Annotated in this window: 26 protein-coding genes; 15 read left to right on the top strand and 11 right to left on the bottom strand. The window is 72.3% G+C overall.

Annotated features, from left to right (window positions below; translation table 11 throughout):
- Positions 1–66 precede the first annotated feature (66 nt).
- Together ABZ671_RS14845 and ABZ671_RS14840 are read left to right on the top strand one after the other, a co-directional pair.
- Positions 67–1,374: an MFS transporter gene (locus ABZ671_RS14845; protein ID WP_357856983.1), complete on the top strand. Its 1,308-nt coding sequence runs from the start codon at positions 67–69 to the stop codon at positions 1,372–1,374.
- A 29-nt stretch (positions 1,375–1,403) separates the two neighbouring features.
- Positions 1,404–1,844 carry a hypothetical protein gene (locus ABZ671_RS14840; RefSeq protein WP_357856980.1) on the top strand — a complete coding sequence of 147 codons (441 nt, stop codon included), beginning with the start codon at positions 1,404–1,406 and terminating at the stop codon, positions 1,842–1,844.
- Here the strand turns inward: ABZ671_RS14840 and ABZ671_RS14835 are convergent.
- The 3 genes from ABZ671_RS14835 to ABZ671_RS14825 form a co-directional block, all read right to left on the bottom strand.
- Complete coding sequence (locus tag ABZ671_RS14835) at positions 1,816–3,456, bottom strand: hypothetical protein (RefSeq protein ID WP_357856977.1); 1,641 nt, start codon at positions 3,454–3,456, stop codon at positions 1,816–1,818. The genes ABZ671_RS14840 and ABZ671_RS14835 overlap by 29 nt on opposite strands.
- 99 nt (positions 3,457–3,555) lie before the next feature.
- Positions 3,556–4,458, bottom strand: a complete 903-nt coding sequence (locus ABZ671_RS14830; RefSeq protein ID WP_357856974.1) for a sulfurtransferase — start codon at positions 4,456–4,458, stop codon at positions 3,556–3,558.
- An 87-nt stretch (positions 4,459–4,545) separates the two neighbouring features.
- The gene (locus ABZ671_RS14825) at positions 4,546–5,313 is read right to left on the bottom strand and encodes an SGNH/GDSL hydrolase family protein (protein ID WP_357856971.1); all 768 of its coding nucleotides are present in this window, start codon (positions 5,311–5,313) and stop codon (positions 4,546–4,548) included.
- A gap of 213 nt (positions 5,314–5,526) precedes the next feature.
- Between ABZ671_RS14825 and ABZ671_RS14820 the strand changes: the two genes are divergently transcribed.
- Genes ABZ671_RS14820 through ABZ671_RS14795 form a run of 6 tightly spaced genes read left to right on the top strand, consistent with a single transcriptional unit; the run spans position 5,527 to position 8,072 of the window.
- Positions 5,527–5,988: an Asp23/Gls24 family envelope stress response protein gene (locus tag ABZ671_RS14820; RefSeq protein WP_357856968.1), complete on the top strand. Its 462-nt coding sequence runs from the start codon at positions 5,527–5,529 to the stop codon at positions 5,986–5,988.
- The gene (locus ABZ671_RS14815) at positions 5,985–6,323 is read left to right on the top strand and encodes a hypothetical protein (protein ID WP_357856965.1); all 339 of its coding nucleotides are present in this window, start codon (positions 5,985–5,987) and stop codon (positions 6,321–6,323) included. Before ABZ671_RS14820 ends, ABZ671_RS14815 begins: the two co-directional genes overlap by 4 nt.
- Before the next feature lie 16 nt (positions 6,324–6,339).
- The gene (locus ABZ671_RS14810) at positions 6,340–6,522 is read left to right on the top strand and encodes a hypothetical protein (protein WP_357856962.1); all 183 of its coding nucleotides are present in this window, start codon (positions 6,340–6,342) and stop codon (positions 6,520–6,522) included.
- A complete protein-coding gene (locus ABZ671_RS14805; protein ID WP_357856959.1) occupies positions 6,519–6,947 on the top strand; it encodes an Asp23/Gls24 family envelope stress response protein in 429 nt (142 codons plus the stop codon). Before ABZ671_RS14810 ends, ABZ671_RS14805 begins: the two co-directional genes overlap by 4 nt.
- A gap of 13 nt (positions 6,948–6,960) precedes the next feature.
- Positions 6,961–7,497 carry a DUF6286 domain-containing protein gene (locus ABZ671_RS14800; protein ID WP_357856956.1) on the top strand — a complete coding sequence of 179 codons (537 nt, stop codon included), beginning with the start codon at positions 6,961–6,963 and terminating at the stop codon, positions 7,495–7,497.
- Positions 7,497–8,072 (top strand): hypothetical protein, encoded by a 576-nt coding sequence (locus ABZ671_RS14795; protein WP_357856953.1) that lies wholly within the window; start codon positions 7,497–7,499, stop codon positions 8,070–8,072. Before ABZ671_RS14800 ends, ABZ671_RS14795 begins: the two co-directional genes overlap by 1 nt.
- 28 nt (positions 8,073–8,100) lie before the next feature.
- Here ABZ671_RS14795 and ABZ671_RS14790 read toward each other — a convergent pair whose 3' ends face one another.
- From ABZ671_RS14790 to ABZ671_RS14780, 3 genes are all read right to left on the bottom strand, one after another.
- The gene (locus tag ABZ671_RS14790; RefSeq protein ID WP_357856950.1) at positions 8,101–8,694 is read right to left on the bottom strand and encodes a SigE family RNA polymerase sigma factor; all 594 of its coding nucleotides are present in this window, start codon (positions 8,692–8,694) and stop codon (positions 8,101–8,103) included.
- The gene (locus ABZ671_RS14785; RefSeq protein ID WP_357856947.1) at positions 8,694–9,299 is read right to left on the bottom strand and encodes a permease-like cell division protein FtsX; all 606 of its coding nucleotides are present in this window, start codon (positions 9,297–9,299) and stop codon (positions 8,694–8,696) included. Before ABZ671_RS14785 ends, ABZ671_RS14790 begins: the two co-directional genes overlap by 1 nt.
- A 210-nt stretch (positions 9,300–9,509) precedes the next feature.
- Positions 9,510–10,277, bottom strand: a complete 768-nt coding sequence (locus ABZ671_RS14780; RefSeq protein WP_357856945.1) for a class I SAM-dependent methyltransferase — start codon at positions 10,275–10,277, stop codon at positions 9,510–9,512.
- Positions 10,278–10,455: 178 nt separating this feature from the next.
- On the opposite strand from ABZ671_RS14780, the gene ABZ671_RS14775 reads away from it, so the two are divergent.
- The 4 genes from ABZ671_RS14775 to ABZ671_RS14760 are packed head-to-tail and all read left to right on the top strand — an operon-like array spanning position 10,456 to position 13,731.
- The gene (locus ABZ671_RS14775) at positions 10,456–12,225 is read left to right on the top strand and encodes a proline--tRNA ligase (protein WP_357856942.1); all 1,770 of its coding nucleotides are present in this window, start codon (positions 10,456–10,458) and stop codon (positions 12,223–12,225) included.
- A 50-nt stretch (positions 12,226–12,275) separates the two neighbouring features.
- Positions 12,276–12,638 carry a CBS domain-containing protein gene (locus ABZ671_RS14770; RefSeq protein WP_357857159.1) on the top strand — a complete coding sequence of 121 codons (363 nt, stop codon included), beginning with the start codon at positions 12,276–12,278 and terminating at the stop codon, positions 12,636–12,638.
- Positions 12,639–12,652: 14 nt separating this feature from the next.
- Positions 12,653–13,078 carry a SufE family protein gene (locus ABZ671_RS14765; RefSeq protein WP_357856940.1) on the top strand — a complete coding sequence of 142 codons (426 nt, stop codon included), beginning with the start codon at positions 12,653–12,655 and terminating at the stop codon, positions 13,076–13,078.
- A 20-nt stretch (positions 13,079–13,098) separates the two neighbouring features.
- A complete protein-coding gene (locus ABZ671_RS14760; protein ID WP_357856937.1) occupies positions 13,099–13,731 on the top strand; it encodes a DsbA family oxidoreductase in 633 nt (210 codons plus the stop codon).
- 40 nt (positions 13,732–13,771) lie between these two features.
- Here ABZ671_RS14760 and ABZ671_RS14755 read toward each other — a convergent pair whose 3' ends face one another.
- The 4 genes from ABZ671_RS14755 to ABZ671_RS14740 form a co-directional block, all read right to left on the bottom strand.
- Positions 13,772–14,320 (bottom strand): YbaK/EbsC family protein, encoded by a 549-nt coding sequence (locus ABZ671_RS14755; protein ID WP_357857156.1) that lies wholly within the window; start codon positions 14,318–14,320, stop codon positions 13,772–13,774.
- A gap of 105 nt (positions 14,321–14,425) precedes the next feature.
- Entirely contained in the window at positions 14,426–14,620 is a 195-nt protein-coding gene (locus tag ABZ671_RS14750) for a hypothetical protein (RefSeq protein WP_357856934.1), read from the bottom strand.
- A gap of 69 nt (positions 14,621–14,689) precedes the next feature.
- Positions 14,690–16,075 (bottom strand): MFS transporter, encoded by a 1,386-nt coding sequence (locus tag ABZ671_RS14745; protein ID WP_357856931.1) that lies wholly within the window; start codon positions 16,073–16,075, stop codon positions 14,690–14,692.
- Between the two features lie 84 nt (positions 16,076–16,159).
- A complete protein-coding gene (locus ABZ671_RS14740) occupies positions 16,160–16,420 on the bottom strand; it encodes a hypothetical protein (protein ID WP_357856928.1) in 261 nt (86 codons plus the stop codon).
- A 215-nt stretch (positions 16,421–16,635) separates the two neighbouring features.
- On the opposite strand from ABZ671_RS14740, the gene ABZ671_RS14735 reads away from it, so the two are divergent.
- Entirely contained in the window at positions 16,636–21,132 is a 4,497-nt protein-coding gene (locus ABZ671_RS14735) for an HAD-IC family P-type ATPase (protein WP_357856925.1), read from the top strand.
- Entirely contained in the window at positions 21,021–21,857 is an 837-nt protein-coding gene (locus ABZ671_RS14730; RefSeq protein WP_357857154.1) for an MBL fold metallo-hydrolase, read from the top strand. Before ABZ671_RS14735 ends, ABZ671_RS14730 begins: the two co-directional genes overlap by 112 nt.
- Before the next feature lie 89 nt (positions 21,858–21,946).
- Here ABZ671_RS14730 and ABZ671_RS14725 read toward each other — a convergent pair whose 3' ends face one another.
- Complete coding sequence (locus ABZ671_RS14725) at positions 21,947–22,900, bottom strand: L-threonylcarbamoyladenylate synthase (RefSeq protein ID WP_357857150.1); 954 nt, start codon at positions 22,898–22,900, stop codon at positions 21,947–21,949.
- 205 nt (positions 22,901–23,105) lie between these two features.
- On the opposite strand from ABZ671_RS14725, the gene ABZ671_RS14720 reads away from it, so the two are divergent.
- Positions 23,106–24,092 (top strand): DUF6528 family protein, encoded by a 987-nt coding sequence (locus ABZ671_RS14720; protein WP_357856922.1) that lies wholly within the window; start codon positions 23,106–23,108, stop codon positions 24,090–24,092.
- The last annotated feature ends 73 nt before the right edge of the window (positions 24,093–24,165 follow it).

Here is a 24,165-nt window from a genome sequence, read left to right as displayed (position 1 = left end):
GCCGCGCGGTCGTCCGTCCCAGCCGGCTTGACCCTCGACCCGGTGCAGGCCGCAAGGTCCATCGGCATGACCGCTCCCGTCCTCGGCCGCGACTACCGGCTGCTCTGGTCCGCCGCCGTTTCCTCCCGGTTCGGCGACGCCCTGCGTACGCCGGCCCTGGCCCTGCTCGCTGCCACGCTGACCCGCGATCCGCGGGCGATCGCCGCGGTTGCCGTCGCCGGGCAACTCCCGCCGCTGCTCCTCGGCCTGCTCGGCGGCGCGTACGCCGATCGTTGGGACCGCCGCCGGACGATGGCGGCGGTGGACGGGGCGCGGGCCGCCGTGGTGGCCGTCCTGGCCGTGCTGGTGGCCACCGGGCGGGCCGGCGTCACCGCCCTGGTGGCGGTCGCGTTCCTGCTCGCCGCCCTCGGCACGCTCTTCGACTCGGCCTCGTTCGCCGTGCTGCCGTCGCTGGTGCCCCCGGCCGCACTGCCCACCGCCAACGGCCGCCTCCAGGCCGGCACCTCGGTAGCCGGCGGCTTCCTCGGTGCCCCCCTCGCCGGCCTCCTCTTCGCCCTGACCGCCCCCCTGCCGTTCGCCCTGGACGCCCTAACCTTCGCCCTGGCCGCCCTCCTCGTCCTCGCCCTCACCCCCGTCCCGCGGCCGTGCACTTTCGGTCGACCCAGAGGCACCCAAACAGGGCAAATGGCCGACCGCAACCGCAAGATCGGCGCGGGTGGGCGGGGGTCGCTGTGGGGCGAGGCGTGGGCGGGGATGCGGTGGGTGTGGGGGGATCGGGTGTTGTGGCGGGTCGGCCTCGCCGCCGCGGGGTCGAATCTGGCCATCAGCGGGCTCATGGCGGTGTTGGTGCTGTACGCGCTTGAGGTGCTGCGGGTGCCGCCGTCGGCGTACGGGCTGTTCGCGGCGGGAGTGGTGGTCGGCGGGCTGGCCGGGGCGCTCACCGCCGGACGGCTGGCAGGCCGCTTCGGCACGCTTCCCGCGCTGCGCGGCGTGCTGCTCGGGCAGACAGTGGCGCTGACCGGGTTCGCGCTGGCCGGGTTCGCGTTGGCCGGGCAGCCGCTGGCCGGGGGCGTCGCCCTGGCCTGCTTCGCCGCCGGCACGACGATCTGGAACAGCCTGTGGTCGGCGTACGGCCAGCGGCACGTGCCACCGGAACTGCTCGGCCGGGTCGGCGCCGCGCAGCGGGTGCTCGGACTGGCCGGCGCACCGGTCGGGGCGGCACTGGCCGGGTTCGCCGGGGCGGCCTACGGGGTGGCCCCGGTGATCTGGGCGGTGGCCGCAATCTTCGCCCTGGTCACCGCAGGTGCGTGGCGGACGCTACGGGGCGCTACCGAGCAGGCCGAGCGTCGGGTGGAGCCGGCCGTCCGTATCTAGGCTGAGTAGACCGGCGGGAGGGGTGCGGGGTGACGCAGCACGACGAGGACGACGCGCGCCTCAGAAACCGGCAGCGGATGCTGGCGGGCCTCCTGCTCGCCGGGGGCGGGCTGTTCGACGGCCTCGCCGGGGTGAGCGATCTGCGCGAGGACAAGTACGTGGTGGAGAGCCAGGAAGGGCTCCATCACCTCGACCTGACCGGCTGGTCGTGGGCGCACGAGGCGACCGGGGTGCTGATGGTGGTGGCTGGGATCCTCATTCTCTTCACCGCCCGGCCGTGGTCGGTCCGGCTCGCCGCGGTGGCCGCAGTGGCCGCCATCGTGCTCCACCTGATCACGTTTCCGTTCGAGCCGTTCTGGGCCGTGGTCGTGATCGGGCTGGCGGTGGCGGCGTTGCGGCTGCTCTGGCTGTGCCGGCGACCAAGGCGCTCGGCCAACGCCGTCAGCTCTGCTGACAGATCCTCCCGGTAAAGGCCGGGTCGGGCAGTTGCTGCCCCTGCCACACCGGGTTGAAGCTGATCGGCAGCGGTGGCGCCTGCCAGGCTGCGGAGACGTCCTGGATCAGGTTGTAACCGGGTTCGGGCGCACTGACCGGCTCCCCGGCGAGGAAGTCCACCAACCGTGCCTGGACCACCGGCCGGGCCAGCAGGCCACCGTGCACGGCCGGCATCTGGAAGACCGGTACGCCGGCGTACTTGCCCGGTGGAGCCTCGGTGGCGGTGGTGGTCGGCAGGAACGCCACGATCCGCACGCCGGAGATCGGGCACATCAGATTATTTCGGTAGAAGGGAGCGTGATCAAGGATCGACCGGACGAACGGCTCCTCCGGACCGGTGCCGCTCTTCGCGATGAGGTCGGCGAGACCGAAAATGACTCGCAGTTCCCAGCCGGCGGCGAGGCCCCAGCCGGCGGAGGCCCCGACCGGCGGGTAGTAGGACCGGCCCGCGCTGACCAGTGGGCTGAACATGGCCAGGATGTTCACCGGCGAGTGCGGCCGGTCGGCCAGGTAGGTCCGGGAGACGAGGGCCCCCTCGCTCTGCCCGACCAGCGCCACCGGCAGGCCGGTACGCCGGTGCAGCAGCTCCACCTGGGTGTCGAGCAGCGCCACGCTGGACTCGATCGACTGGTAGGTGTCCCGGACCCCGAACGGCCGGGGCCGGCCCTGCGCATCCAGGCCGCGGTAGGAGAACCACTGCACGTTCGGGTCGACGGGCGGTTCCCCGTCGTACGCGCTGCCGTGCCCGGCGACGAAGATCACCACGTGCCGGACGGTGGGCGGCAGCGGTTGGTCAAGCAGCAGGATCCGCGGCGGCTTGCTCGACGTGCTGGTCACGGCCGCCAGCGCCGGCTGCACCACGACCGGCACGATGAAGGCGAGCAGAATCGCCAGCGGCGCGGCGGGCACCCGCGCCCAGCGGACCGGTCGGCGCGGCAGCAGGGCGGCGGCCACGGTGCGCTGCCAGAGCAGCCCGTTGATCGCCCCGGCGATCGCCGCCACCGGTGCCGTCCACCCGATCGGCACCCCCCAGACCAACGCGCCACCGATGGTGAGCACCACGAAATTGAGCAGGGACCAGCCGACCAGCTCGATCGAGGGCAGTCCGCGCCACCAGGAACTCACCACTGCGGAGCGTTGCAGGAACGGCGCGAGCAGGAACAGCGGCAGCAGCGAGGCGGCCAGCAGCCAGGTGAGGGCGACCACCGAGGCGGCGATCGACAGGGCCGCCCAGGGCGACACCACCACGACGACCAGCACGGTCAGCGCGAGGTTCCGCCGAGCCAGCCAGCGCACGCTCGGCCGGGGCAACTGCCGCGGCCAGGACAGCAGGACCAGCCCGGTGGTGAGCGCCGCCCGGAGCAGAATGAGCCCGACCAGTCCGATGGCGAAGATCAGCCACGAGTCGTGGTAGACGAACAGCCACCGCAGGTCGTGGTAGGTGTCGTACGGCCAGACCGCGGTGACCTGCGCGGGCAGCCCGTCGGCGGCGCGGAACCCGAACGCGTCGAGGACAACGCCCTCGACGGCGGGCGGCAGCGCGGCCAGCACGAGCAGCGCGACGAACCGCTTGTCCGGGCGTTTCACGCCCCCTCCCTCGGCTGCTCCGACGACCGCTTACCCAGCCAGCCTGCCGCGTCGGGACCGGGGGGCAGGGTAAAACGCGGAACCGACCCCCGGTCGGGCTCAGCCGGCGAGGCCGCCCGGCTGGTCGCCCTTCACCACGGGAGCGCGGACCAGGTTGCCCCACTCCGTCCACGAGCCGTCGTAGTTACGGACCTGCGGGTAGCCCAGCAGGTGGTGCAGCACGAACCAGGTGTGGCTGGACCGTTCGCCGATCCGGCAGTACGCCACCACGTCGTCGGACGGGCTCAGGCCGAGCTGGTCGGCGTAGATGGCGCGCAGCTCGTCGGCCGACCGGAAGGTGCCGTCGTCGTTCGCGGCGGACTTCCACGGCTTGTTCACCGCGCCGGGGATGTGCCCGCCGCGCAGCGCCCCCTCCTGCGGGTAGTCCGGCATGTGCAGCATTTCGCCGGTGTACTCGCCGGGCGAGCGGACGTCGACCAGCGGCCGGCCGGCGGCGACGTGCGCCATCACCTGCTCCCGGTACGCCCGGATCGGCGCGTCGTTCCGGTCCGGCACCGGGTAGTCGGCGCGCGGCCGGGTCACCTTCTCGCGGGTCAGCTCGCGCCCCTCGGCGATCCACTTCTGCCGGCCGCCGTCGAGCAGCCGCACGTCCGGGTGGCCGAAGAGCGAAAAGACCCACAGCGCGTACGCGGCCCACCAGTTGAAGTTGTCGCCGTAGAAGACCACCGTGTCGTTCCGGCCGATGCCCTTGGCGGCGCACAGCTCGGCGAAGCTCTTCGCGTCGAGATAGTCCCGGGTGACCTGGTCGTTCAGCTCGGTGTACCAGTCGACCTTGACGGCGCCGGGAAGGTGACCGGTGTCGTAGAGGAGCACGTCCTCGTCGGACTCGACCACGACGAGGCCCTCGTCGCCCAGGTGCTCGGCCAGCCACCCGGTGGTCACCAGGCGCTGCGGGTGGGCGTACGACTGGAGGCGGGGATTCGGATCGCTCGGCACAGGCATGAGCCCCAAACTACGCCCGATCCCGTGACCAGGGCCGGTCAACGGCGGGCGATCAGGCTCGACGGTGCGCCAACCGGCCCCGCATGGTCAGTCCACGATCGGACCGAGCACCGGCCGCTTCGCGGTGACCAGGTCGCCGGAGGAGCGGCCAGTCAGTCGCCGCTTGATCCACGGGGCCAGGTGCTGCCCGGCCCAGCGCAGGTCGGCGGCGCGGGCGGCCAGCCACGGGGTCGGTGCGGGGTGCGGCGGCACCAGCAGCCACTCCTCGTCGCAGCCCACCCCGAGCGCGGTGAGCACCTGCCCGGCGACCCGCCGGTGCCCGGCCGCCGACATGTGCAGCCGGTCGGTGCTCCACAGCAGCGGGTTGAGGTAGGTGTCGTCGGCGTACAGGTCGACCAGGATGGCACCGTGGCGCTCGGCGACCTCCCCCACCGCCCGGTTCAGCAGGTGCACCCGGGGCGCGACGAGTCGCTGCCCGGGAAGCCGGGCCATCACGTCGGCGAACCGGAAGAGGATCACGTCGGCGCCGCTGGCGCGCAGCTCACCGATCACCGCATCGAACCGGGGGACGAACAAGTTGGCGTCGAAGTTACGTCGCAGCACGTCGTTGCCGCCGGCCGCGAAGCTGATCAGGTCGGGCTTCATGGCCACGGCGGCCGGCACCTGCTGGGCGACGATGTTCGAGAACAGGCGGCCCCGGATCGCCAGGTTGGCGTACCCGAAGTCGGGGCCCGCCTCGGCGGCGAGCCGGGTCGCCACCAGATCCGCCCAGCCACGGTAGGTGCCGTCCGGATAGGCGTCGTTCATGCCCTCGGTGAAGCTGTCACCCACCGCCACGAAGCTGCGCCAGCGCACCGCACCTCCCTCTGACGTCCCGGCCGAGTTGCATCGCTCAGTCTGTCACCGTGCCGGGCCGTCCCGAAGGACGGCCCACCCGGCCTGAACCGCGACGCCGACCGCCGTTGACCCGAACGGAGGAAGTCTCGGTCGAACGGCCTGCGGATCGTCGCAGGGCCCGCACTCTTAGAAAGCGCCGGATCGACAAGCAGCCGAAGGAGTGCACGCCGCATGAGCCAGGTGACCAAAACCGAACAGGCTGGGCACGCGGGTGGCATGCAGTCAGCCCGCCAGAACAAGCTCAGCAACGAAGACGGCAAGATCATGATTGCCGAGAACGTGGTGCAGAAAGTCGCCGGGATGGCATGCCGGGAAGTGGCAGGCGTGCATGCCATGGGTACCGCCGGCACCCGGGCGTTCACCGCCATCCGGGAACGGATTCCGGGCAGCAGCGGGCCGAACGTGTCTCAGGGGGTCGGCGTCGAGGTCGGCGAGAGCGAGGCCGCGGTCGACCTCGACGTGATCGTCGAGTACGGGGTCAGCATCGCCGATCTGGGGCGGAACATCCAGCGCAACGTCAAGTCGGCCGTCGAACGGATGACCGGCCTCAACGTCGTCGAGGTCAACATCAGCGTTGATGACGTGCACCTGCCCGAGACCGACGGCCAGCGACAGGAGACGCGGGTGTCATGACCACCATTGTTGGACAGCGCGACGCGGTGGTCGACGGTGTCGACGTGGACGCCGTCGCGGCTGCGGCCCGCGCCTGCCCGGACGTGGTGGACCTGACCGCGGGTTGGACGGGTGGCCGGGCCACCTACCTGCCCGGTCGCCGGGTCGAGGGCGTGGCCGTCGATGCCGACGCCGTGGTAATCCAGGTCCGGGCCCGGTGGGGGATGACGGCCCGAGCACTTGCCGACGAGGTCCGGGCGGTGGTGGCACCGCTGGTTGCCGGCCGTCGGGTCGATGTGGTCATCGCCGATCTGGAGGAGCCGCCTCCGGCCGGAATGGCTGTCCGTACAGCATGATGGAGAGAGCGACAGCATGATCAAGTTGATAGGTGTCGGCACCGGCCTGGCGTTGGGTTTCGCCGTGGCATTCGGCAGCTTCGGTCAGATGGTGATCGTCGCGTTGTTCGCGCTGATCGGCTGGGCGGTGTCGAAGTTCTTCGCCGGCGAGGTCAATCTCGCCCCGTACGTCCAGGGCCGCCGGCGGAGCACCCAGTGACCGCGGTGACCGACGCGACAGCGGTCGGGCCGGGCCGGTCGGTGCACGAGGAACTCGGCCGGCTGAACATCCACGACCGCGTCGTGGAGAAGATCGCCGCCCGGGCGGCGCGGGAAATCGCCGAGGCGGGCAGCGCGACGCCGCGCGTTCTCGGGCGGTCCCTGCCCGGAGCAGGGCGCTTCGGTATCCGACGGTCCGACCTGGACGCCGCCGCGCAGGCGTCCGCCCACATCGAGGGCTCGGTGACCAGGATCGAATTGTCCATCAGCGTCCGCTGGCCGGCGTGCATACCGGAGGTCACCGCCCAGGTCCGCGACCGCGTCCGGACCCGAGTGTCGGACCTGACCGGGCTGCGGGTCCAGGAGGTGGGGATCACCGTCACCGACCTGGTCACCGACCGCCCGGCCGACAGCCGGGTGCGGTGAATCGAGGCCCGGGATGAGAATCACCAACCGTCTGCTCGCGTTCCTGCTGAGCCTGGGGCTGACCCTCGGCGCCGTACTCGTGTTGATCGAGATCGTCGCCCACCTGGTCGGGGCGAAGCCGATCGTGCTGGACTGGCCCGGCCTGTACCGCTGGGCGTCCGGCACCACCTGGGGCAGCGCGTTGGTGCGGCTGATCGGTGTGGTCCTCGCCGTCGTCGGTCTGCTTCTGCTCGCCGCGCAGCTCAAGCCCCGTCGGCCCGACCGGCTGCGGCTGCAGCCCGTCAATTCCGCCACCGACGCCGCCATCACCCGTCGCGGCCTGGCCCGAACGTTGCGCAACGCGGCCATCGAGGTCGACGGCGTCCAGGATGCCCATGTCATGGTCGGCCAGCACCACGTACGCGTCCGCGCCGAGGTCCACGACGGGGCAGCGCCGGTGGACACCCTGCACGAGGCGGTGGCCTCGGCCGCCCAGCACCGCCTCGACGCGCTGCGCCTGGCCACGGCACCGGCCCTGACCGTACGGATCGACAAGGAGGAGCATCGCTGATGCGCGCCGACCGCACCCACCGAACGCTGCTCACCGTCCTCGCGCTGGTCCTGCTCGCCGCCGGCATCACGATCCTCCTCGCCGGCACCAACCTTTTCGGCCCGAACCATGGCGGGCAGCGTCTGCTCGACAATCCGGCCGCGCGCTTCGTCAGTGCTCACGCCGGCTGGTTCTGGCCGGTGGCGGCCGTGGCTGCCGCGATCCTCGCGCTGCTCGGCCTGCGCTGGCTGGCCGCCGTCGTCACCATCGAACCCGGCCAGCGGCGCATCAACATCGGCGCCGACGGCGACACCGAACGCACCGTGCTCGACTCCGGTGCCCTCGCCACCGCCGTCAACGCCGAAGTCGAGAACTGGCCGGGTGTGGACGACGTCGACACCCGGCTCTGGGGCAGCCCGGACGCTCCCCGCCTGGCGTTGAAGGTCACGGCCGATCCCGACATCGACATCGCCGCATTGCACGAGCAGCTCGAAACCCTCGCGCTGCCCCGCATCCGGTACGCCGTCGGCAGGCCGGACCTGCCGGTCACCCTCGACCTCACCTACAGCCGCCACCGGAGCGCTCGGGTCAGCTGATCGGTGGCTGTCGGTGGCACGAGGGCCGTCAGGTCCGCACGAAGTCCTCGCCCAGCACCGCTCGCAGCCGGCTCAGAGCGCGGGCGTTCTGCATCTTGACCACCGACACGGACACGCCGAGGATGCCGGCGACCGTCTCGACGCTCTGATCCTCCCAGTGCCGCAGCACCACGATGGCCTGGTCGCGGACGGGCAGGCTGGCCAGGGCCCGCAGCAGGGCGACATGCAGTTCCACGGTGTCGTCGGGCCGGTGATGAGGTGCCTCGGGTAGCTCGGCGAGCACCAGCTCGGAGTCGCTACGCCGCTTCTTCTGATCGAAGATGGCGTTCACCAGCACGCGGCGGCTGTACGCCTCGGGATTCGTGGTGCGCCGGATCCTGCCCCACGATGCGTACATCTTCGCGAAGGTGATTTGGGTCAGGTCCTGGGCGAGGTGCCAGTCCCGGCACATCAGATAGGCAGTACGCCGAAGCCTCGGCGCGGTGGCCGCCACGAACGCGGTGAACTCCGCCTGCCGGTCGGCCTGCGCACGCCGTCGGGCCGCTCCCCACCGGGCCACCAGACCATGCCGGGCCTCGCCGGCCGTTGCTTCCATGACGGGGGCGGTCCGGGCAGCTGCCATCACCTGTCCGTCCAGGCGTTCGCCCCGGCAGGGCAGTAGGTGCCAATCATCTCGTCGACCCCGGGCATGCGCCTGAAGCGAGCCGCCAGATCGGCGTACTGTGAGCGTCCAGACAGCTTTATCCGAAACGACTCCGGCAGCTGGCTGGCTTGGACGCCGGCGACAAGTTCCGGCTGGTCCTCGTACGCCTTCCTGAACCTGGCGAGGGCTTCTTCGCGGCTTACGAAGACTATGGTGCGGACTGCCGAATTCTCCTCCAGCGCTCGCTCCACCGCGCTGCGCTGCTGATCGGTGACATCCGGGGTCAGGAAGATCGAGACATCGGTTGCGACGCCGCGGACCACCGGCCGAATGCATGCCGGGTTCACCAGCCTCGCGAACCCCGCTGGCACCGTCTCCGATGGCGCCGAATCCGGTGGTGTCGCCACGCTCACCACCCCCAACCCCGCGATGGCGACAACGCCCGCCACCCCCGCTGCCGCCAATCGGTGTCGGCGGCGCAGGCTCGTACCGGTGGCCATGGCTTGGCCGGCCAGGTCACCCAGCGGCGGCTCGGGCTCGTCAGCCAGGGCGCGGTCGAAGAGTAGGCGCATGTTCTGGTCCAAGATTCACTCCCGTGGTCCGGTGGGCTGTCATCTGTGATGACTGGTTGGGACACCGGATCGGTCACATCGGCCCGGTGCGCGGGCGGGATTGACCACGCCATCAAGTTCGTAGCGCCTCAGGGAACCAAACGCCCTCGGGCCAGACCGGCCCCCACGCCAGGCCCCGCTGGCCTGTCAGCGCCGTGTGCCCCGACGGTGTGGCGTAGCACCTCAGCGCGCAGCCGTGATGAGGACGGCGTGCTTGCGTACCCGGAAAACGCCCTCGGCGTCGATCCGGGCCTCGATGAGGTCGCGGGCGGCCGACCACTGCTCGGGCGTGAGCGGCTCGCCGGGCATGCTGGCGAGATACGCGAGGATCGGCTCCGACGTGGGGATATCGAGGTCGCACGGGTATCGCTCGACGCTGACGTCGGTGAAGTGGCTGGCCATCCACCCCGGCGCTGTCTCGGCGGTGGCGTCATTCTGGTTGAACCCGAGCGCCACGTCTGGCCGGCCGATGGCCGAGCCGATGGCGTTGAGCTCGTCGAGATGGTCGCGGCCGTTGACGGCGACGGCGAGCCGACCGCCGGGGCGGAGCACCCGGGCGAACTCGCGCAGCGCGGCGACCGGGTCGTCGAGGTGGTAGAGCATGTGGTTGGCGATGACCGTGTCGAAGCTCGCGTCGGAGAACGGCAGGTTGGTGGCGTCGCACTGCTGGACGCAGGCACCGGGGATCGTCAACAGTTGCGTGCACATGGCGGGCGAGAAGTCCGTCAGGGTCAGGTTGAGCCCTCGACCGAGGTGATCGACGTGGCCCCACAGCTTGCCGGTGCCGGCCCCGACTTCGAGGACATCCCCGGCCAGGGGCAGCCGCTCGTCGAGCCAGTCGAACCATCCCTGCGGGTTGGTGCCGTAGTCGTGCAGCGCGATACGCGTGGCGAGGTTGCGGGTCGTCGTCGCGTACTGGCTGGTGGCATGGGCCGACGGAGTCATTCGCATTGACGAATGCTAGGCCAACCCGGCACCGCGGCCGCCTGATCCGACGCCGGAGTACCCAGCCGGATCTCGATGGCCTCTACAGCCATACGCGCACGAGCTCGCGGCGCTTCCGCCTGGGCCAGGATGCGTGACCCGAAAAGGATCGCGCGCCCAGCCACGCTCGCCGTACGCTGCGGCAATGCTGCTGCGCATGTCGACCCTGCTGCTCCGGACCCTGCGTGAGGACCCGGCCGACGCCGAGGTGCCGAGCCACCGGCTGCTGCTCCGCGCCGGCTACATCCGCCGCGCCGCCCCGGGCGGCTACACCTGGCTGCCGCTCGGCAAGCTGGTGCTGGACCGGGTCACCGAGATCGTCCGGTCGGAGATGGCGGCGATCGGCGACCAGGAGGTGCACTTCCCGGCGCTGCTGCCCGCCGAGCCCTACCGGACCAGCGGGCGGTGGACGGAGTACGGCGACGACATCTTCACCCTGGCCGACCGGAGGGGTGCCGAGCACCTGCTCGCCCCGACCCACGAGGAGATGGCCGCGCTGCTGGTGAAGGACCTCTTCAGCTCGTACCGGGACTTCCCGGTGACGCTGTTCCAGATTCAGACGAAGTTCCGGGACGAGGCGCGGCCCCGGGCCGGTGTGCTGCGCGGGCGCGAGTTCCTGATGAAGGACGCGTACTCGTTCGACCTGGACCATGCAGGGCTACAGAAAGCCTACGACCGGCACCGCCATGCGTACACGAAGATCTTCGAGAGGCTCGGGCTGGACTTCACGGTGGTGCGCGCGATGTCCGGCGCGATGGGCGGCTCCGCGTCGGAGGAGTTCCTGGCCGCGACCCCGGTCGGCGAGGACACCTTCGTCGGCTGCACCGCCTGCGGCTACGCGGCCAACACGGAGGCGGTGGCGACCCGCGCCCCGACCGCCGGTGACCCCGACGCGCGCCCGACCATGGAGGTGCACGACACCCCGGAGACGCCGACCATCGCCTCGCTGGTCGAGCTGGCGAACGCCCGCGCCCTCGGCGGCCGGACGGGCTGGACCGCCGCCGACACCTTGAAGAACGTGGTGCTGACCGTACGCCGGCCGGGTGCGGAGACCGGCGAGCTGCTGGTGATCGGCCTGCCGGGCGACCGCGAGGTGGACCTCAAGCGGGTCGAGGCGGTACTCGCCCCGGCCACGGTGGCGGTCTTCGAGGACTGGGCGGACCATCCCGAGCTGGTCCGCGGCTATATCGGGCCGCAGATCCTCGCCAAGCACGGCGTCCGTTATCTGGTCGATCCACGCGTGGTCCCCGGCACCGCCTGGCTGACCGGGGCGAACGAGCCGGGCCGGCACGCGGTCGACGTGGTCTGCGGGCGGGACTTCACCCCGGACGGCACGATCGAGGCGGCCGAGGTGCGCCCCGGCGACCCCTGCCCGGCCTGCGAGACGGGCGAGCTGACCATGCGGCGGGGCATCGAGGTGGGGCACATCTTCCAGCTCGGCCGCCGCTACACCGACGCGTTCACCGTCGACGTGCTCGGCCCGGAGGGCAAGCCGGTCCGGCCCACCATGGGCTGCTACGGCATCGGCGTCTCCCGGGCGGTGGCCGCGGTCGCCGAGCAGCACCACGACGACCGGGGGCTGGTCTGGCCGGCGGCGGTCGCGCCGTGCCACGTACACCTGGTGGCGGCCGGGAAGGGGCCGCAGCTCGACGCGGCGCTGGAGCTCGGCGAGCGCCTCGCCGGCGCCGGCCTGCGGGTGCTGGTCGACGATCGCACCCACGTCTCGGCCGGGGTGAAGTTCACCGACGCCGAGCTGGTCGGCATCCCGCGCGCCGTCGTGGTCGGCCGCCGTCTCGCCGAGGGGTACGTCGAGCTGCGCGACCGCGCCTCCGGTGAGCGGGTCGAGCTGCCGGTCGCCGGCCTGGTCGAACGCCTGCTCGACGAGGTACGCGGGGCGCACCGCGCCGGGGTGTAGCGGACGCGCCATGGGGTACCGGTGTCGGATCGATGGGTACGGAGGCTCTCATGTACCGGGTCAGCGACGTGATGACCAAGCAGGTGGTCTACCTGTCGGCGGAGACGACCCTGGACGAGGCGGCCCGGGTGATGCGGGAGTCTGACATCGGCGACGTGGTGGTCACCGACGGGGCGACGCTCGCCGGCATGCTGACCGACCGTGACATCGTCGTCCGGGCGGTGGCCGAGCGGGCCGATCCGGCGGCCACCACGATCGGCTCGATCATCACCCGGGAGGTGGTAATGATCGAGCAGCACTGCACCACGAGCGAGGCAGCCACCCTGATGCGGAAACGCAACATCCGTCGGGTACTGGTCTGCGACAACGAGCGCAAACTGGTCGGCATCGTCTCCCTCAGCGACCTGGCATGAAAGGAAGGCAGGGGATGCCCGAAATGCCGAGCAAGCTGGCCGAGATCGTCGACGAGTTCGCCGCCGCACCCCGCGACGTGGTGCTGGAGATGCTCCTCGAGTACGCCGACATCGTGCCGCCCCTGCCGGCCGAGTTGAACCGGGCGGAGCTGGAACAGGTCCCCGAGTGCCAGACCGCCTTCTTCCTGCGCGCCGAGGTCGAGCCGGACCGGACGGTGCGTACGATCTTCGACTGCCCGCCGGAGGCGCCGACCACGCGCGCCTTCGCCGGCATCCTCGCCGAAGGGCTGGCCCGGGCGAGCGCCGAGGAGGTGCTGGCCGTCCCGGACGACCTCTACCAGCGGATGGGGCTGGCCCAGGCGATCAGCCCGTTGCGGGTACGCGGCGGCAACGCGATCCTGGCCCGACTCAAGCGCCAGGTCCGGGAACAGATCTCCTGATCGACGGGTTGTCTCCGATCATGGAGATTGAGATCTACGCCGACGTCGTGTGCCCCTGGTGCTGGATCGGCAAGCGCCGGCTGGAGCAGGCGCTGGAGTCGTACGAGGGCGACGTGACCATCCGGTTCCGACCGTTCCAGCTCGACCCCACGCCGGTGACCGAGCCGAAGCCGCTGGTCGAGGCGATGGCCGCCAAGTTCGGAGGCCGGGAGCGGGCCGAGGGGATGTTCGCGCACGTGACCCAGGTCGCCGCCGGCGTGGGGCTCGACCTGCGCTTCGACCGCGCGGTGCAGGCCAACACCTTCGAGGCGCACCGGCTGGTCCGGTACGCCGCCGAGCGGGGCCGGGCCGCCGAGCTGGTCGAGGCCCTCTATCGGGCGCACTTCCACGACGGCGTGGCCGTCGGCTCGACGGACGCGCTGGTCAAGCTGGCCGCGGAGGTCGGTCTGGACGAGGCCGAGACCCGGGACTATCTGACGTCGAACCTCGGCCGGCGCGAGGTGGCCGCCGACCTGGCCGCGGCACACCAGCTCGGCGTTTCCAGCGTGCCGACCTTCGTGCTGGCCGGAAAGTACGCCGTCACCGGCGCCCAGGAGCCGGAGACCCTGCTCGCCGCCCTCCGCGAGGTCGAGCAGCGCGAATCGGCCGAGTGACTCTGGTTCCACGTGAAACAAGATCGATGATGCTGGCTGGCTAGGCGGGCCTGGCCAGGTCCTCCACCACCGTCGCCCCGGGCAGCACGCCGAGCGCCGGCCCGGGCAGCGCGATCTTGCTGTGCCGTACGCCGGACCCGATGATCACATGCGGGGTGGCGATCACCCGCGAGTCGACCAGGATCGGCCACTCCGCCGGCAGCCCGATCGGGGTTATCCCGCCGTACTCCATCCCGGTCAGCTCGACCGCGTCGGCCATCGGCGCGAAGCTCGCCTTGCGCACGTCCAGCATCCGACGGACCACTCCGTTGACGTCGGCCCGGGTGGTGGCGAGCACGACGCAGGCCGCGTACCGGGTCTCGCCGCCCCGCTTGCCGGCCACCACCACGCAGTTCGCCGACTCGTCCAGCCCCACCTCGTACGCGGCGCAGAACGCGGCCGTGTCGGCCAGCTCAGCGTCGATCGGGGCGACCAGCACGTCGTCGACGTCGACACGCGCCCCGCCGGGCCACCGCTGCATCGCGGCGGCGACCGGCGGTGCCAGCAGGTCCAGGCGGGTACGGGCAGGTTCGGTCTTCAGCGTCCCCATCACGGGTGCGATCCTCGCACCTCGGCAACCGATCCCGCCCACCCGCCGCGCGTCGACCCTGCGCCGACCGCCCACCGACCCCCGCGTCGACCGTCCGGCCGGACGTCAGCTGCCGGTGAGGAAGGCGTTGTCGCGGGCGAAGGTCCGATCCTCGTAGGTCGCGAGCTGCTCGGCCCGGGCCAGTTGGGCGCGGTGCGCCTCGACGTCCTCAATGCCGTGCCGCACACCGATCCGGATCACGCCGTAGAGGAAGACGAAGCCGAACACGTAGAGAATCACCGTGGTGACGAAAACCAGCATGCGGTCACGGTAAAGCGAATGTGAGTCGCTGAAACCTTCATCTTCGGGCGGTTCCCCCGTACGTGTTCCTCATCGGCCGGACGAAACGGCCGGGCGTACCACCACCCGGCCGGAGAGCAGCACGCCAACCAGCCCGCAGCCGGCCGCCACGGCCAGGGTCACGGCGTAGCTCGCCGGACCGGGTGCCGATCCCGCCGCCAGCACAGCCCCGGTCAGCGCCAGCACGGTGGCGGCGGCGAGCGAGTCGCCCAGTTGCAGCGCCGAACTGTTGCGGCCCTGCTCGGCCGGCGCGGAGAGGGCCAGGGTGAGCACCGACAGCGACGGATAGAGCAACCCCATGCCGAGGCCGGCCACGGCCCACGCGAACACCACCAGGGCCACCGGAACGTCCGGCAGCACGGCCAACGCCACGCCGGCCGTACCGGCGGTGATGCAGATCAGCCCGGCCCGGGGAAGGGTGGCGGCGGAGCGCGGCGCGGCCAGCCGGCCTTGAATCCACGAACCCCCCGACCAGGTGAGCGCGCCGACGGTCAGCACCAGGCCGGCGGCGGTCGGCGAGAGACCGCGTTCCCGGGAGAGCATCAACGGGATCACCACCTCCGCTCCGGCGAACGCCGCCGAGGCGAGGCCGCGCAGGCCGACCACCGTGGGCAGCCCTCGCCCGGCCCGCAGGAAACCGGCCGGCAGCAGGCGCGGCGCGCAGGCCAGCAGCCCGGCCAGCGCCACCGCCACCAGCACGGCGGCGAGCACGCCGCGCTGCTGCCCCCCGTGGTGCAGCAGTGCGGCGCTCGCCCCCGCCCCGCAGGCCCAGCCGACCCGGGCCAACGCACCGGCTGGCGGTCGGGTCGACACCGCCGCGCCCAGCGCCCGCAGCCCGGGCTGGATCAACAGCACCGCCGGCACCGCGACCACCGGCACTGCCAGGAACACCCAGCGCCAACCCAGGTGCTCGACGATCAGACCGGCCAGCGCCGGACCGACCAGCGACGGTACGACCCAGGCCGCCGCGAACGCGGCGAAGACCTTCCGCCGCAACTCCTCGGGGTACGCCTGCCCCACGATCACGTACAGCGCGACGGAGAGCAGACCCGACCCGAAGCCCTGCACCACCCGGCCGGCGACCAGCACGCCCATCGTCGGGGCGGCCCCCGCGACAGCCAGTCCCACCACGAACCAGGCGACCCCGTGCCACATCGACGGACGCGGTCCCCGCGCGTCGCACCAGATGCCGGAGGCGACCATGCCCACCACGCCGGCGGCGAACGGACCGCCGAAGGCGAGCGCATACAGGGTCAGCCCGTCCAGGCTGCGGGCAACCGTGGGCATCGCGGTGCCCACGGCGAGAGCCTCGAACGCCAGCAGCGAGACCAGGGCGACGCTGCCCACGGTCATCGCGCGCAGGCGCGGCGAGTACAGCTTCGCGGATGAAGCCGCCGGCGCGGCGGTGGCGGTCACCGGCGGCCCGGCGTACGTGCGACCAACATGGGCCTTAGCCTGGGACCTGAACCCGTATTGAGGTCAACGGTGAGCTTCGTCTCGTCACGCCGACTGCAGCGCCTCGCCCAAGCCCCGGACCACGCCGGAGAGGTGCTGGTCGGCCAGCAGGTGCCCGGCGGTGATCGCCAGGGCCAGCGGCCACTCGATCACCTGGAACGCGGCGAGCAGGCCCAACCCCGCGTAGTAGGCCAGCTTGTCCGGCGGGGGCACCGCCACCTCGCCCAACACCGGGACCTCCACCCGCCGGCCGTACGTCCTGATCATCTCGTGCGCTCCGCTGAGTTGCCGCGTCAGCGTGCTCATGCCGCCCTCCCCGGGTTTCGGTGATATCCCTCCGAGGCGCGCATTCCACCGCCGACCCCGTCCATGCCGCCGGCGGCGCGGAAACTTCCCCCGCCCGGAGGGCATAACGGACGCGACGCCGGGAAGTCGCCGCCGAGACGAACCGGGGGAGGCGAAATGGCGTACGGCGACTGGGGCACCGGGGAGCGGGGCCGGCGGCTCGGCCGTACCCCTCGATGACCTCGCTGGGCCGGTACGCCGGCCTCCTGCTGGCGCCGGTGGTGGTGCCAACCGCCGTCGCACGGGTAGCCCGTACCGTCGTCACCGCGGTGCCCGGCGCAGCCCGGGCGGGCCTCGGTGACGCCGTGAAGGGCACGGTGCCGCACAGCGTCACCGAAGCCGCCGAGACCGTGGGTACGGCGGCGACCCGGCTGGCCCGGTTCGTCGGGCTGACCCGACGCCGGGTCTGGACCTTGGACGGCCGGCACCACATCGAGGTGCACGGCGTCTGCCAGGACGGCGGGGACCGGCTGGCCCGGCAGGTCGAGGAGGCGCTGGAACGGCTGCCCGGGGTGGCCTGGGCCCGGTCCAACGCACCCTCCGGCCGGGTGGTCGTGGCGGTCGAGGAACCCAGGCCGAAACTGCGCGACCTGATCGCCACCATCGCGCGGGTCGAGCGGGTGTGCCCGTACGAGCCGGATTCGGATATCCCGCCGCCGCACCCGCCCGAGGATGGCCCGCGCACGCCCCGGACCCTGGGCGCGCTGGCCTCCGACGCGCTCGGCCTGACCATCTCGGCAGCCACCCGGGTCCTGCCGTTCGCTCCGGTCCCCGGTGAGGTGTCCGGCTTCCTCGCCGCGATCGACCTGCACCCGAAGCTGCACGCGCTGGCCGACCGGGGAATTCGCGCGGACCCCCGCGCCGACCTGTTCTTCCCGCTCGCCGAGGCGGTCGTGCAGGGCCTGACCGGCGGCTGGGCCGGGATAGTCCTGGACGGCGCACAGCGGGTGGTGCAGTGGGGCGAAGCCCGCGCCCAGCTTTCCGCCTGGACCAAGGCGGAGCCGCGGCTGACCGGGGACCCGGACCGCGCGGTGGCCCGCGTACCGAAGGGGCAACGCCCGTGCCCGGTGCCGGACGGTCCGGCGGAGCGCTACGTGACCCGGGTGCTCGCCGCCGGGGCGGCGGCCGGTGCCGGCGCGCTGCCGGTGGCCGGGGGCAAACGGGCTGCGGCGCTGGCCATCTCCTCGCTGCCGAAGGCACCGGGAAGCGGGCGGGAGGGGTACGCCGCACAGCTCGGCCGGATGCTGGCCCGGCGCGGCGTCATCGCGATGGACCGCAGCGTGCTGCGGCAGTTGGACCGGATCGACACGGTGGTGCTGGACAGCGCCATCCTCGGCTCCGACCGGGGCGTGCTGGCCGACCTGGCACCCCTACCCGGGGCGGACACCGCACAGGTCGCCGCCCGGGCCTTCGCACTCTTCGACCCGGCCGCCCCCAACGCGCTGCACGAGGCGGACGGCTGGCGGCTCGGGCCGCTGGACCGGATCGACGCCGACAATCCCGGAGACACCCCGGACAGCCGCCGCCTCCGGGAAAGCGGAAGTCCGCTGCTCGGCCTCGCGGCCGGCGACGCCCTGGCCGCCGTGCTCCGGGTCGAGCCGGAGCCAGCACCCGGCATGGACCTCCTGCCCACCGCCGCCCGCCAGGCCGGCCTGCGGCTCGTGATCGCGAGCGACGACGACGACGAGCGGCACGGCTTCGCCGACCTCGTGCTGCCCGCCGGTCCCCGCCTCGCCGAGTCGGTACGCGCCCTACAACGCGACGGTGCGGTCGTCATGCTCGTCTCCGGTGACCGCGCCGCGCTCGGCGCCGCCGACTGCGGGCTCGGCGTGGCCGCCCCGGACGACCTTCCGCCCTGGGGCGCGCACCTGCTGGTCGGCGACGATCTGCGGATACCCGCCCTGCTGATCGATGCCACCGGAGTGGCCCGCCGGATGACCCGGCAGAACATCCGGATCGCGATGGCCGGCAGCGGCCTGGGGGCGTTGAACGCGTTCACCGCCGCCCCCGAGCAGCTGCCCGGTCGGACCCTCGCTGCGGTGAACGGCGCCGGTGCGATCGCCTTCGCGCACGGCGTGTGGCGGGCCCGCCGGCTGCCGGACCGGACCCGCTCGCCGGTGCCCGCACTGACCGCCTGGCACCTGATGCCGGTGGCGACCGTGTTGGACCAGCTCGCCACCGACCCGGCCGGGTTGACCAGCGAGGAGGTGCGACGCCGTCGCCGGGCCGTGACCGGCGACGGCGGCGGCCCGGCCGGGCTGCTGCGCGTGTTCGTGGACGAGCTGGCGAACCCGCTGACCCCGGTGCTCGCCGCCGGGGCGGTGCTCTCCGCCGCGTTCGGCTCGCTGGTCGACGCGGCCCTGGTCGGCGGGGTGGTCGGCGGTTCGGCCCTGGTCGGCGCGGTGCACCAGCGCAACACCGAACGGTCCCTGGCCGAGCTGCTGTCCCGCTCGGCGGTGACCGCCCGGGTGCTCCGCGACGGCGCCGAACAGGTGGTGCCCGCCGAGGATCTGGTGCGGGGGGACGTCGTCGCGGTGGGTCCCGGCGACGCGATCCCGGCCGACTGCCGGGTGCTCACCGCCGACGGGTTGGAGGCCGACGAGTCGTCGCTGACCGGCGAGTCCCTGCCGGTGCGCAAGAGCCCCGAACCGGTGGTGGCGGCGGCCGTCGCCGAACGACACTCGATGCTGTACGAGGGCACCACCGTCGCCGCCGGTCACGGCACCGGCGTCGTGGTGGCGACCGGCGAGGAGACCGAGGCGGGACGAAGCCTGGCCATGGCCCGGCAGGCCCCACCGGCCAGCGGCGTGGAGGCGCGGCTCGGGAAGTTGACCAGCTCCGCCGTACCGCTGGCGGCCGGCTCGGCGATCGCGGTGGCCGGGGCGGGCCTGCTCCGGGGCGTACCCCTGGCGGAGACGGCGGCGACCGCCGCGAACCTGGCCGTCGCCTCGGTGCCGGAAGGTCTGCCGTTCCTGGTCAGCGCCGCACAGCTGGCGGCGGCGCGGCGATTGGCCGAGCACGGGGCGCTGGTCCGCAACCCGCGCACCATCGAGGCGCTGGGCCGGGTGGACGTGCTCTGCTTCGACAAGACCGGCACCCTCACCGAGGGCAAGCTGCTGCTGGCCGGGGTAGGCGACGGCGGCGACCATTACGCCCCGCCGGAGCAACTGGACGAGTCACTACGGCTGACCCTGGCTGCGGCGCTGCGCGCCACCCCGGCGGCGGCCGACCCGGAGGAACTGCCCCAGCAGACCGACCGGGCGGTACGCCGGGGTGCGGGGACCGCCGAGGTGACAGAGCAGATCGGCACCGCGGAGTGGGTGGCGGTGGGTGGGCTGCCGTTCGAGCCGTCCCGCGGCTACCACGCCACCGTCGGGCGGACCGCCGACGGGCTGCTACTCAGCGTGAAGGGCGCGCCCGAGTCGGTGCTGCCCCGCTGCACGACCCTCCGGTGCCGGCGTGATGAGCCGCTCGACGAGGCGGGCCGGAACGCCCTGCACGCGATGCTGGCCGAGCGGGCCCGGGCCGGACACCGGATCCTCGCCGTCGCCGAGCGCCGCGTACCCGAGGAGACGGTGACCGACGACCAGGTCAACGGCCTGGTCTTCATCGGCTTCCTGGCCCTCGCCGACGGGGTACGGGAGAGCGCCCGACCCGCCGTGCGCCGGATCCGGCAGGCCGGTGTGCACACCATCATGATCACCGGAGACCACCCGGCCACCGCCGAGGCGATCGCCGCGACGATCAGTCCCGACCACGGGGAGCAGCGGGTAGCCACCGCGACCGACCTGGACCTGCTCGACGACGAGGCGCTGGCCGAGCGGCTCATGACGACCGACGTGGTGGCCCGCTGCACCCCGGCCCACAAGGTCCGCATCATCCAGGCGCTGCAACGGCTCGGACGCACGGTGGCGATGACCGGGGACGGTGCCAACGACGCCCCGGCGATCCGGCTGGCCGACGTGGGCATCGCGCTCGGCCAGCGCGGCACCCCGGCCGCCCGCGCCGCCGCCGACCTGGTGGTCACCGACGACCGGCTGGAGACGATCATCGCCACCCTGGTCGAGGGACGGGCGATGTGGTCGTCGGTCCGCCACGCGCTGAGCATCCTGGTCGGCGGCAACCTCGGCGAGATCGCGTTCAGCGTGCTGACCGCCGCAGCCACCGGCCGGTCCGCGCTGACCGGCCGACAGTTGCTGCTGGTCAACCTGCTCACCGACCTGGCGCCGGCGCTGGCCATCGCGGTCCGCCCGCCCGCCTCCGACCGGGCCGACCACCTGCTGGGCGAAGGGCCGAACACCCTCGGCGGAACGATGACCCGGGAGATCGCCCTGCGGGCGGGCGCCACCACGCTGGGCGCCACCGCCGGCTGGACGATGGCCCGCTGGACCGGTAGGGAACGCCGGGCCGGGACGGTCGCGCTCGCCTCGCTGGTCGGCACCCAGCTCGGCCAGACCGTGCTGGCCGGCGGCACCAGCCCCACCGTGCTCGCCTCCACCGCCGCCTCGATCGGCGTACTGGTCGGCGTGGTGCAGACGCCGGGGCTCAGTCAGTTCTTCGGCTGCACGCCACTCGGCCCGGTGGGCTGGACGATCGCCGCCGGCTCCGCACTCGGCGCGACCTTCGCCAACGGCGCGCTCACCCGACTGGTCGACCGCCTCCCCCACCGCTAGACCCGAACTTCCTGCATCGCGGCCAGCGGGCGTACCTCGGCAAGGGGCTCTGGTCAAAGCGCAGCACCGACCCGGCACTCACCATTCCGGAGCTGCCCGCGCTGGACGCGGTGATCCTGTCCCACCTGCACGGCGACCACTTCGACCGGGTGGCCCGCCGGGGCCTGGGCCGGGAACTGCCGATCGTGACCACGCCGCAGGCGGAACAGAAGCTGTGCCGGTGGGGTTTCCAGGCGGCAGCGGGGCTGCCCACCTGGCGGTCGTACGAGCTGCACCAGGGCGACGAAACGCTGCGGTTGACCGCGCTGCCCGGCCAGCACGGTCCCGGTGTGCTCGACCGGCTGCTACCCGATGTGATGGGCACGCTTGTCGACCTGAAACGCGCCGGCCGCCGCGAGTTCCGTCTCTACATCACCGGGGACACCCTGAGCCGCCCACAGCTGGCGCAGATCCCCCAGCGGTACCCGGACATCGACGCCATGCTGATCCACCTCGGCGGCACCAGGATCGCCGGCATCCTGCTCACCATGGACGCGAGGCAGGGCGCCGATGTGGTCGAACTGATCCGGCCGAAGTTGACCGTGCCGGTCCACTACGACGACTACCCGGTGTTCCGCTCGCCGCTGCGCCACTTCGTCGAGGAAGCCCGACGGCGCGGCTTCCTCCGCCAGGTGCGCACCATCCATCGCGGCGAGACTGTCCCGCTAAGCCCGGTGGCGCCCTGACCGGTAGCGATTCCGCGACATGGACCCTTCCTGAGCTGGAGATCATCCACCGGCAGATGTGATTGGGCGGCGAGCTGAACCTGTGACGATCAATGCCAGGTCGCGGCAGCCCGCCGCAACCGGTCGTTGATCGCTCGCCCCACCCCGACGTCCGGAACCGGCTCGGCGACGATCTCGGTCACCCCGGCCGCGTCGAGCCGGTGCAAGGCGTCGAACAGCCGCGCGGCCGCAGCGGTCAGGTCGCCCTCTGGCGACAGCACCTCCACGGCCGCCCAAGCACCGGCCGCCGGGCACTCCCGGAAGGCCAGGAACCCTCGCCGGCCACCGTCGCCGGGCGCCGACTCCGCCGCCCCCACCCGCAACGGGGTACGCGGGGCGTAGTGCGCGGCCAGCGCGCCGGGCGCCACGGGCTGGCCGGAGCTGCCCGGTCGTACGTCGACCGGCCCGACCGCCTCGACCAGCGCCTCCACCGGCAACGCGCCCAGCCGGAGCACCACCGGCCGTTCGCCCCGCGCGTCCACGATGGTCGACTCGATGCCGCACCGGGTCGGGCCGCCGTCGAGCACCACGTCCACCGCGCCGCCCAGCCCGGCCACCACATGCTCGGCCCGAGTCGGGCTGAGCTGCCCGAACCGGTTGGCGCTGGGGGCGGCCACCGGCACCCCGGCGGCGGCGATCAGCGCCCGGGCAGACGGCTCGTCCGGCACCCGGACCGCCATGGTGTCCAGGCCGGAAGTGACGATCGACGGGATCGCCGCCGGCCGGTCCACGATCAGCGTGAGCGGGCCGGGCCAGAAACGCTCGACCAGCGCGGCGACCGCGGGCGGCACCGCGCCGACCAGGCGGGTCAGGTCGGCGGCGTCGGCGAGGTGGGTGATCAGCGGGTCGAAGCTGGGCCGGGCCTTCGCCTCGAAGATTCGAGCCGCGGCCCGGGCGTCGAGCGCGTTCGCGCCCAGCCCGTAGACCGTCTCGGTGGGGAAGGCGACCAGCCCACCGGTACGCAGGACGGCCGCTGCCTCGGCGATGCCGCTGACCGCCGGCAGGACGCGCGGGGATCCGGAACTCACGCCTCGACGCTAGCCTGCCGCCGTACGACCGGTACGGAGGGGCGACGTTGTAGACGTCGCGGCGAACGATCGGCCGTCCTGGGGACAACCAGTAGTTGTTGATGTTGGCTAGTCTCGATCAGACATCCGTTGATCAACGGTCCTTTGTCTGCAGCAGACGTTGCCTATCGGGGGAAAACGCATGCGCAAAGCTATCCTGGCAGCACTGACGAGCGTCGCGATCGCCGCCACCACCGTCGTCGCGACCGCCACGCCGGCTAACGCCGCCAACGACTACTACCTGGCCATGACCGAACAGTCCAGCAACCGGATCCTGGTATGGAACCGCAACGTCAGCTGGACCGACGCGAACCTGCGCTGGCAGTTCAACCCCGGTGCCAAGACCGGGGCGTGGGCCAACGTGTCCGATGTGAAGTTCCGGGACACCGCCTCGCACGGCACGGTCGCACTGGTCGCCGCCTCCGGCGGCAAGGCCGCGATGGTCCAGGTGAAGAGCGGCTCGAAGAAGGCCACCACCGCCAACATTCTCTGGCAGGCCACGCCCGGCGGGAACCCGCACGCGATCGAACGCATCCCGAACGGGTCCGTCGTGGTTGCCAGCTCCAACGGGTACCTGACCCTGTACTCGCCGAGCAACGCGAACAGCCCGAGCACCCTCGCGAAGGTGCAGACCATCTCCTTCAAGGGCGCACATGGGGTCCTCTACGACCCGACGCACAAGTTCCTGTGGGCGATCGGCGAGGGCAGGCTCACGCCGTTCAGCATCTCCGGCTCGGGCCGCAAGACCCGGCTGTCGGCCAAGGGCGGCTACGTCGACCTCGGCAAGTACAAGAACTCGGCCGGGAAGCTCGTGCCGAACCTCGGCCACGACCTGCAGCCGTCGTACACGCACAAGGACACGCTCTTCATCACCCACACCAGCGGCGTCTACTCGGTCAACACCTGGTCCTTCCGGACGTTGAAGGTATCCGGCACGACGCGGGTGAAGGCGTACGTCAACCAGCGCGGCGGTGAGCGGGCCTGGATCCGCGGCGACAACACCGGCTCGCGCCCCTGGGCGAGCCCCACGGTGCAGTTCTTCAACTCCTCGGGCAAGGCGACCACGAAGAAGAGCCGCTCCGGGGCCCGGTTCTACAAGGTCCGGATCTTTACCACCGCGTTCGAGTAAACGCACCCACAACGAGACAGACTGAACCAGAGACGAAGCGAACGAGGAGGTCGTGGCCTGGCCACGGCCTCCT

The organism is Micromonospora sp. NPDC006766, assembly GCF_040636055.1.
GTDB lineage: Bacteria > Actinomycetota > Actinomycetes > Mycobacteriales > Micromonosporaceae > Micromonospora.
Note: the sequence above shows the minus strand (reverse complement) of the source record. Positions and strands in the feature narration are given on the sequence as shown.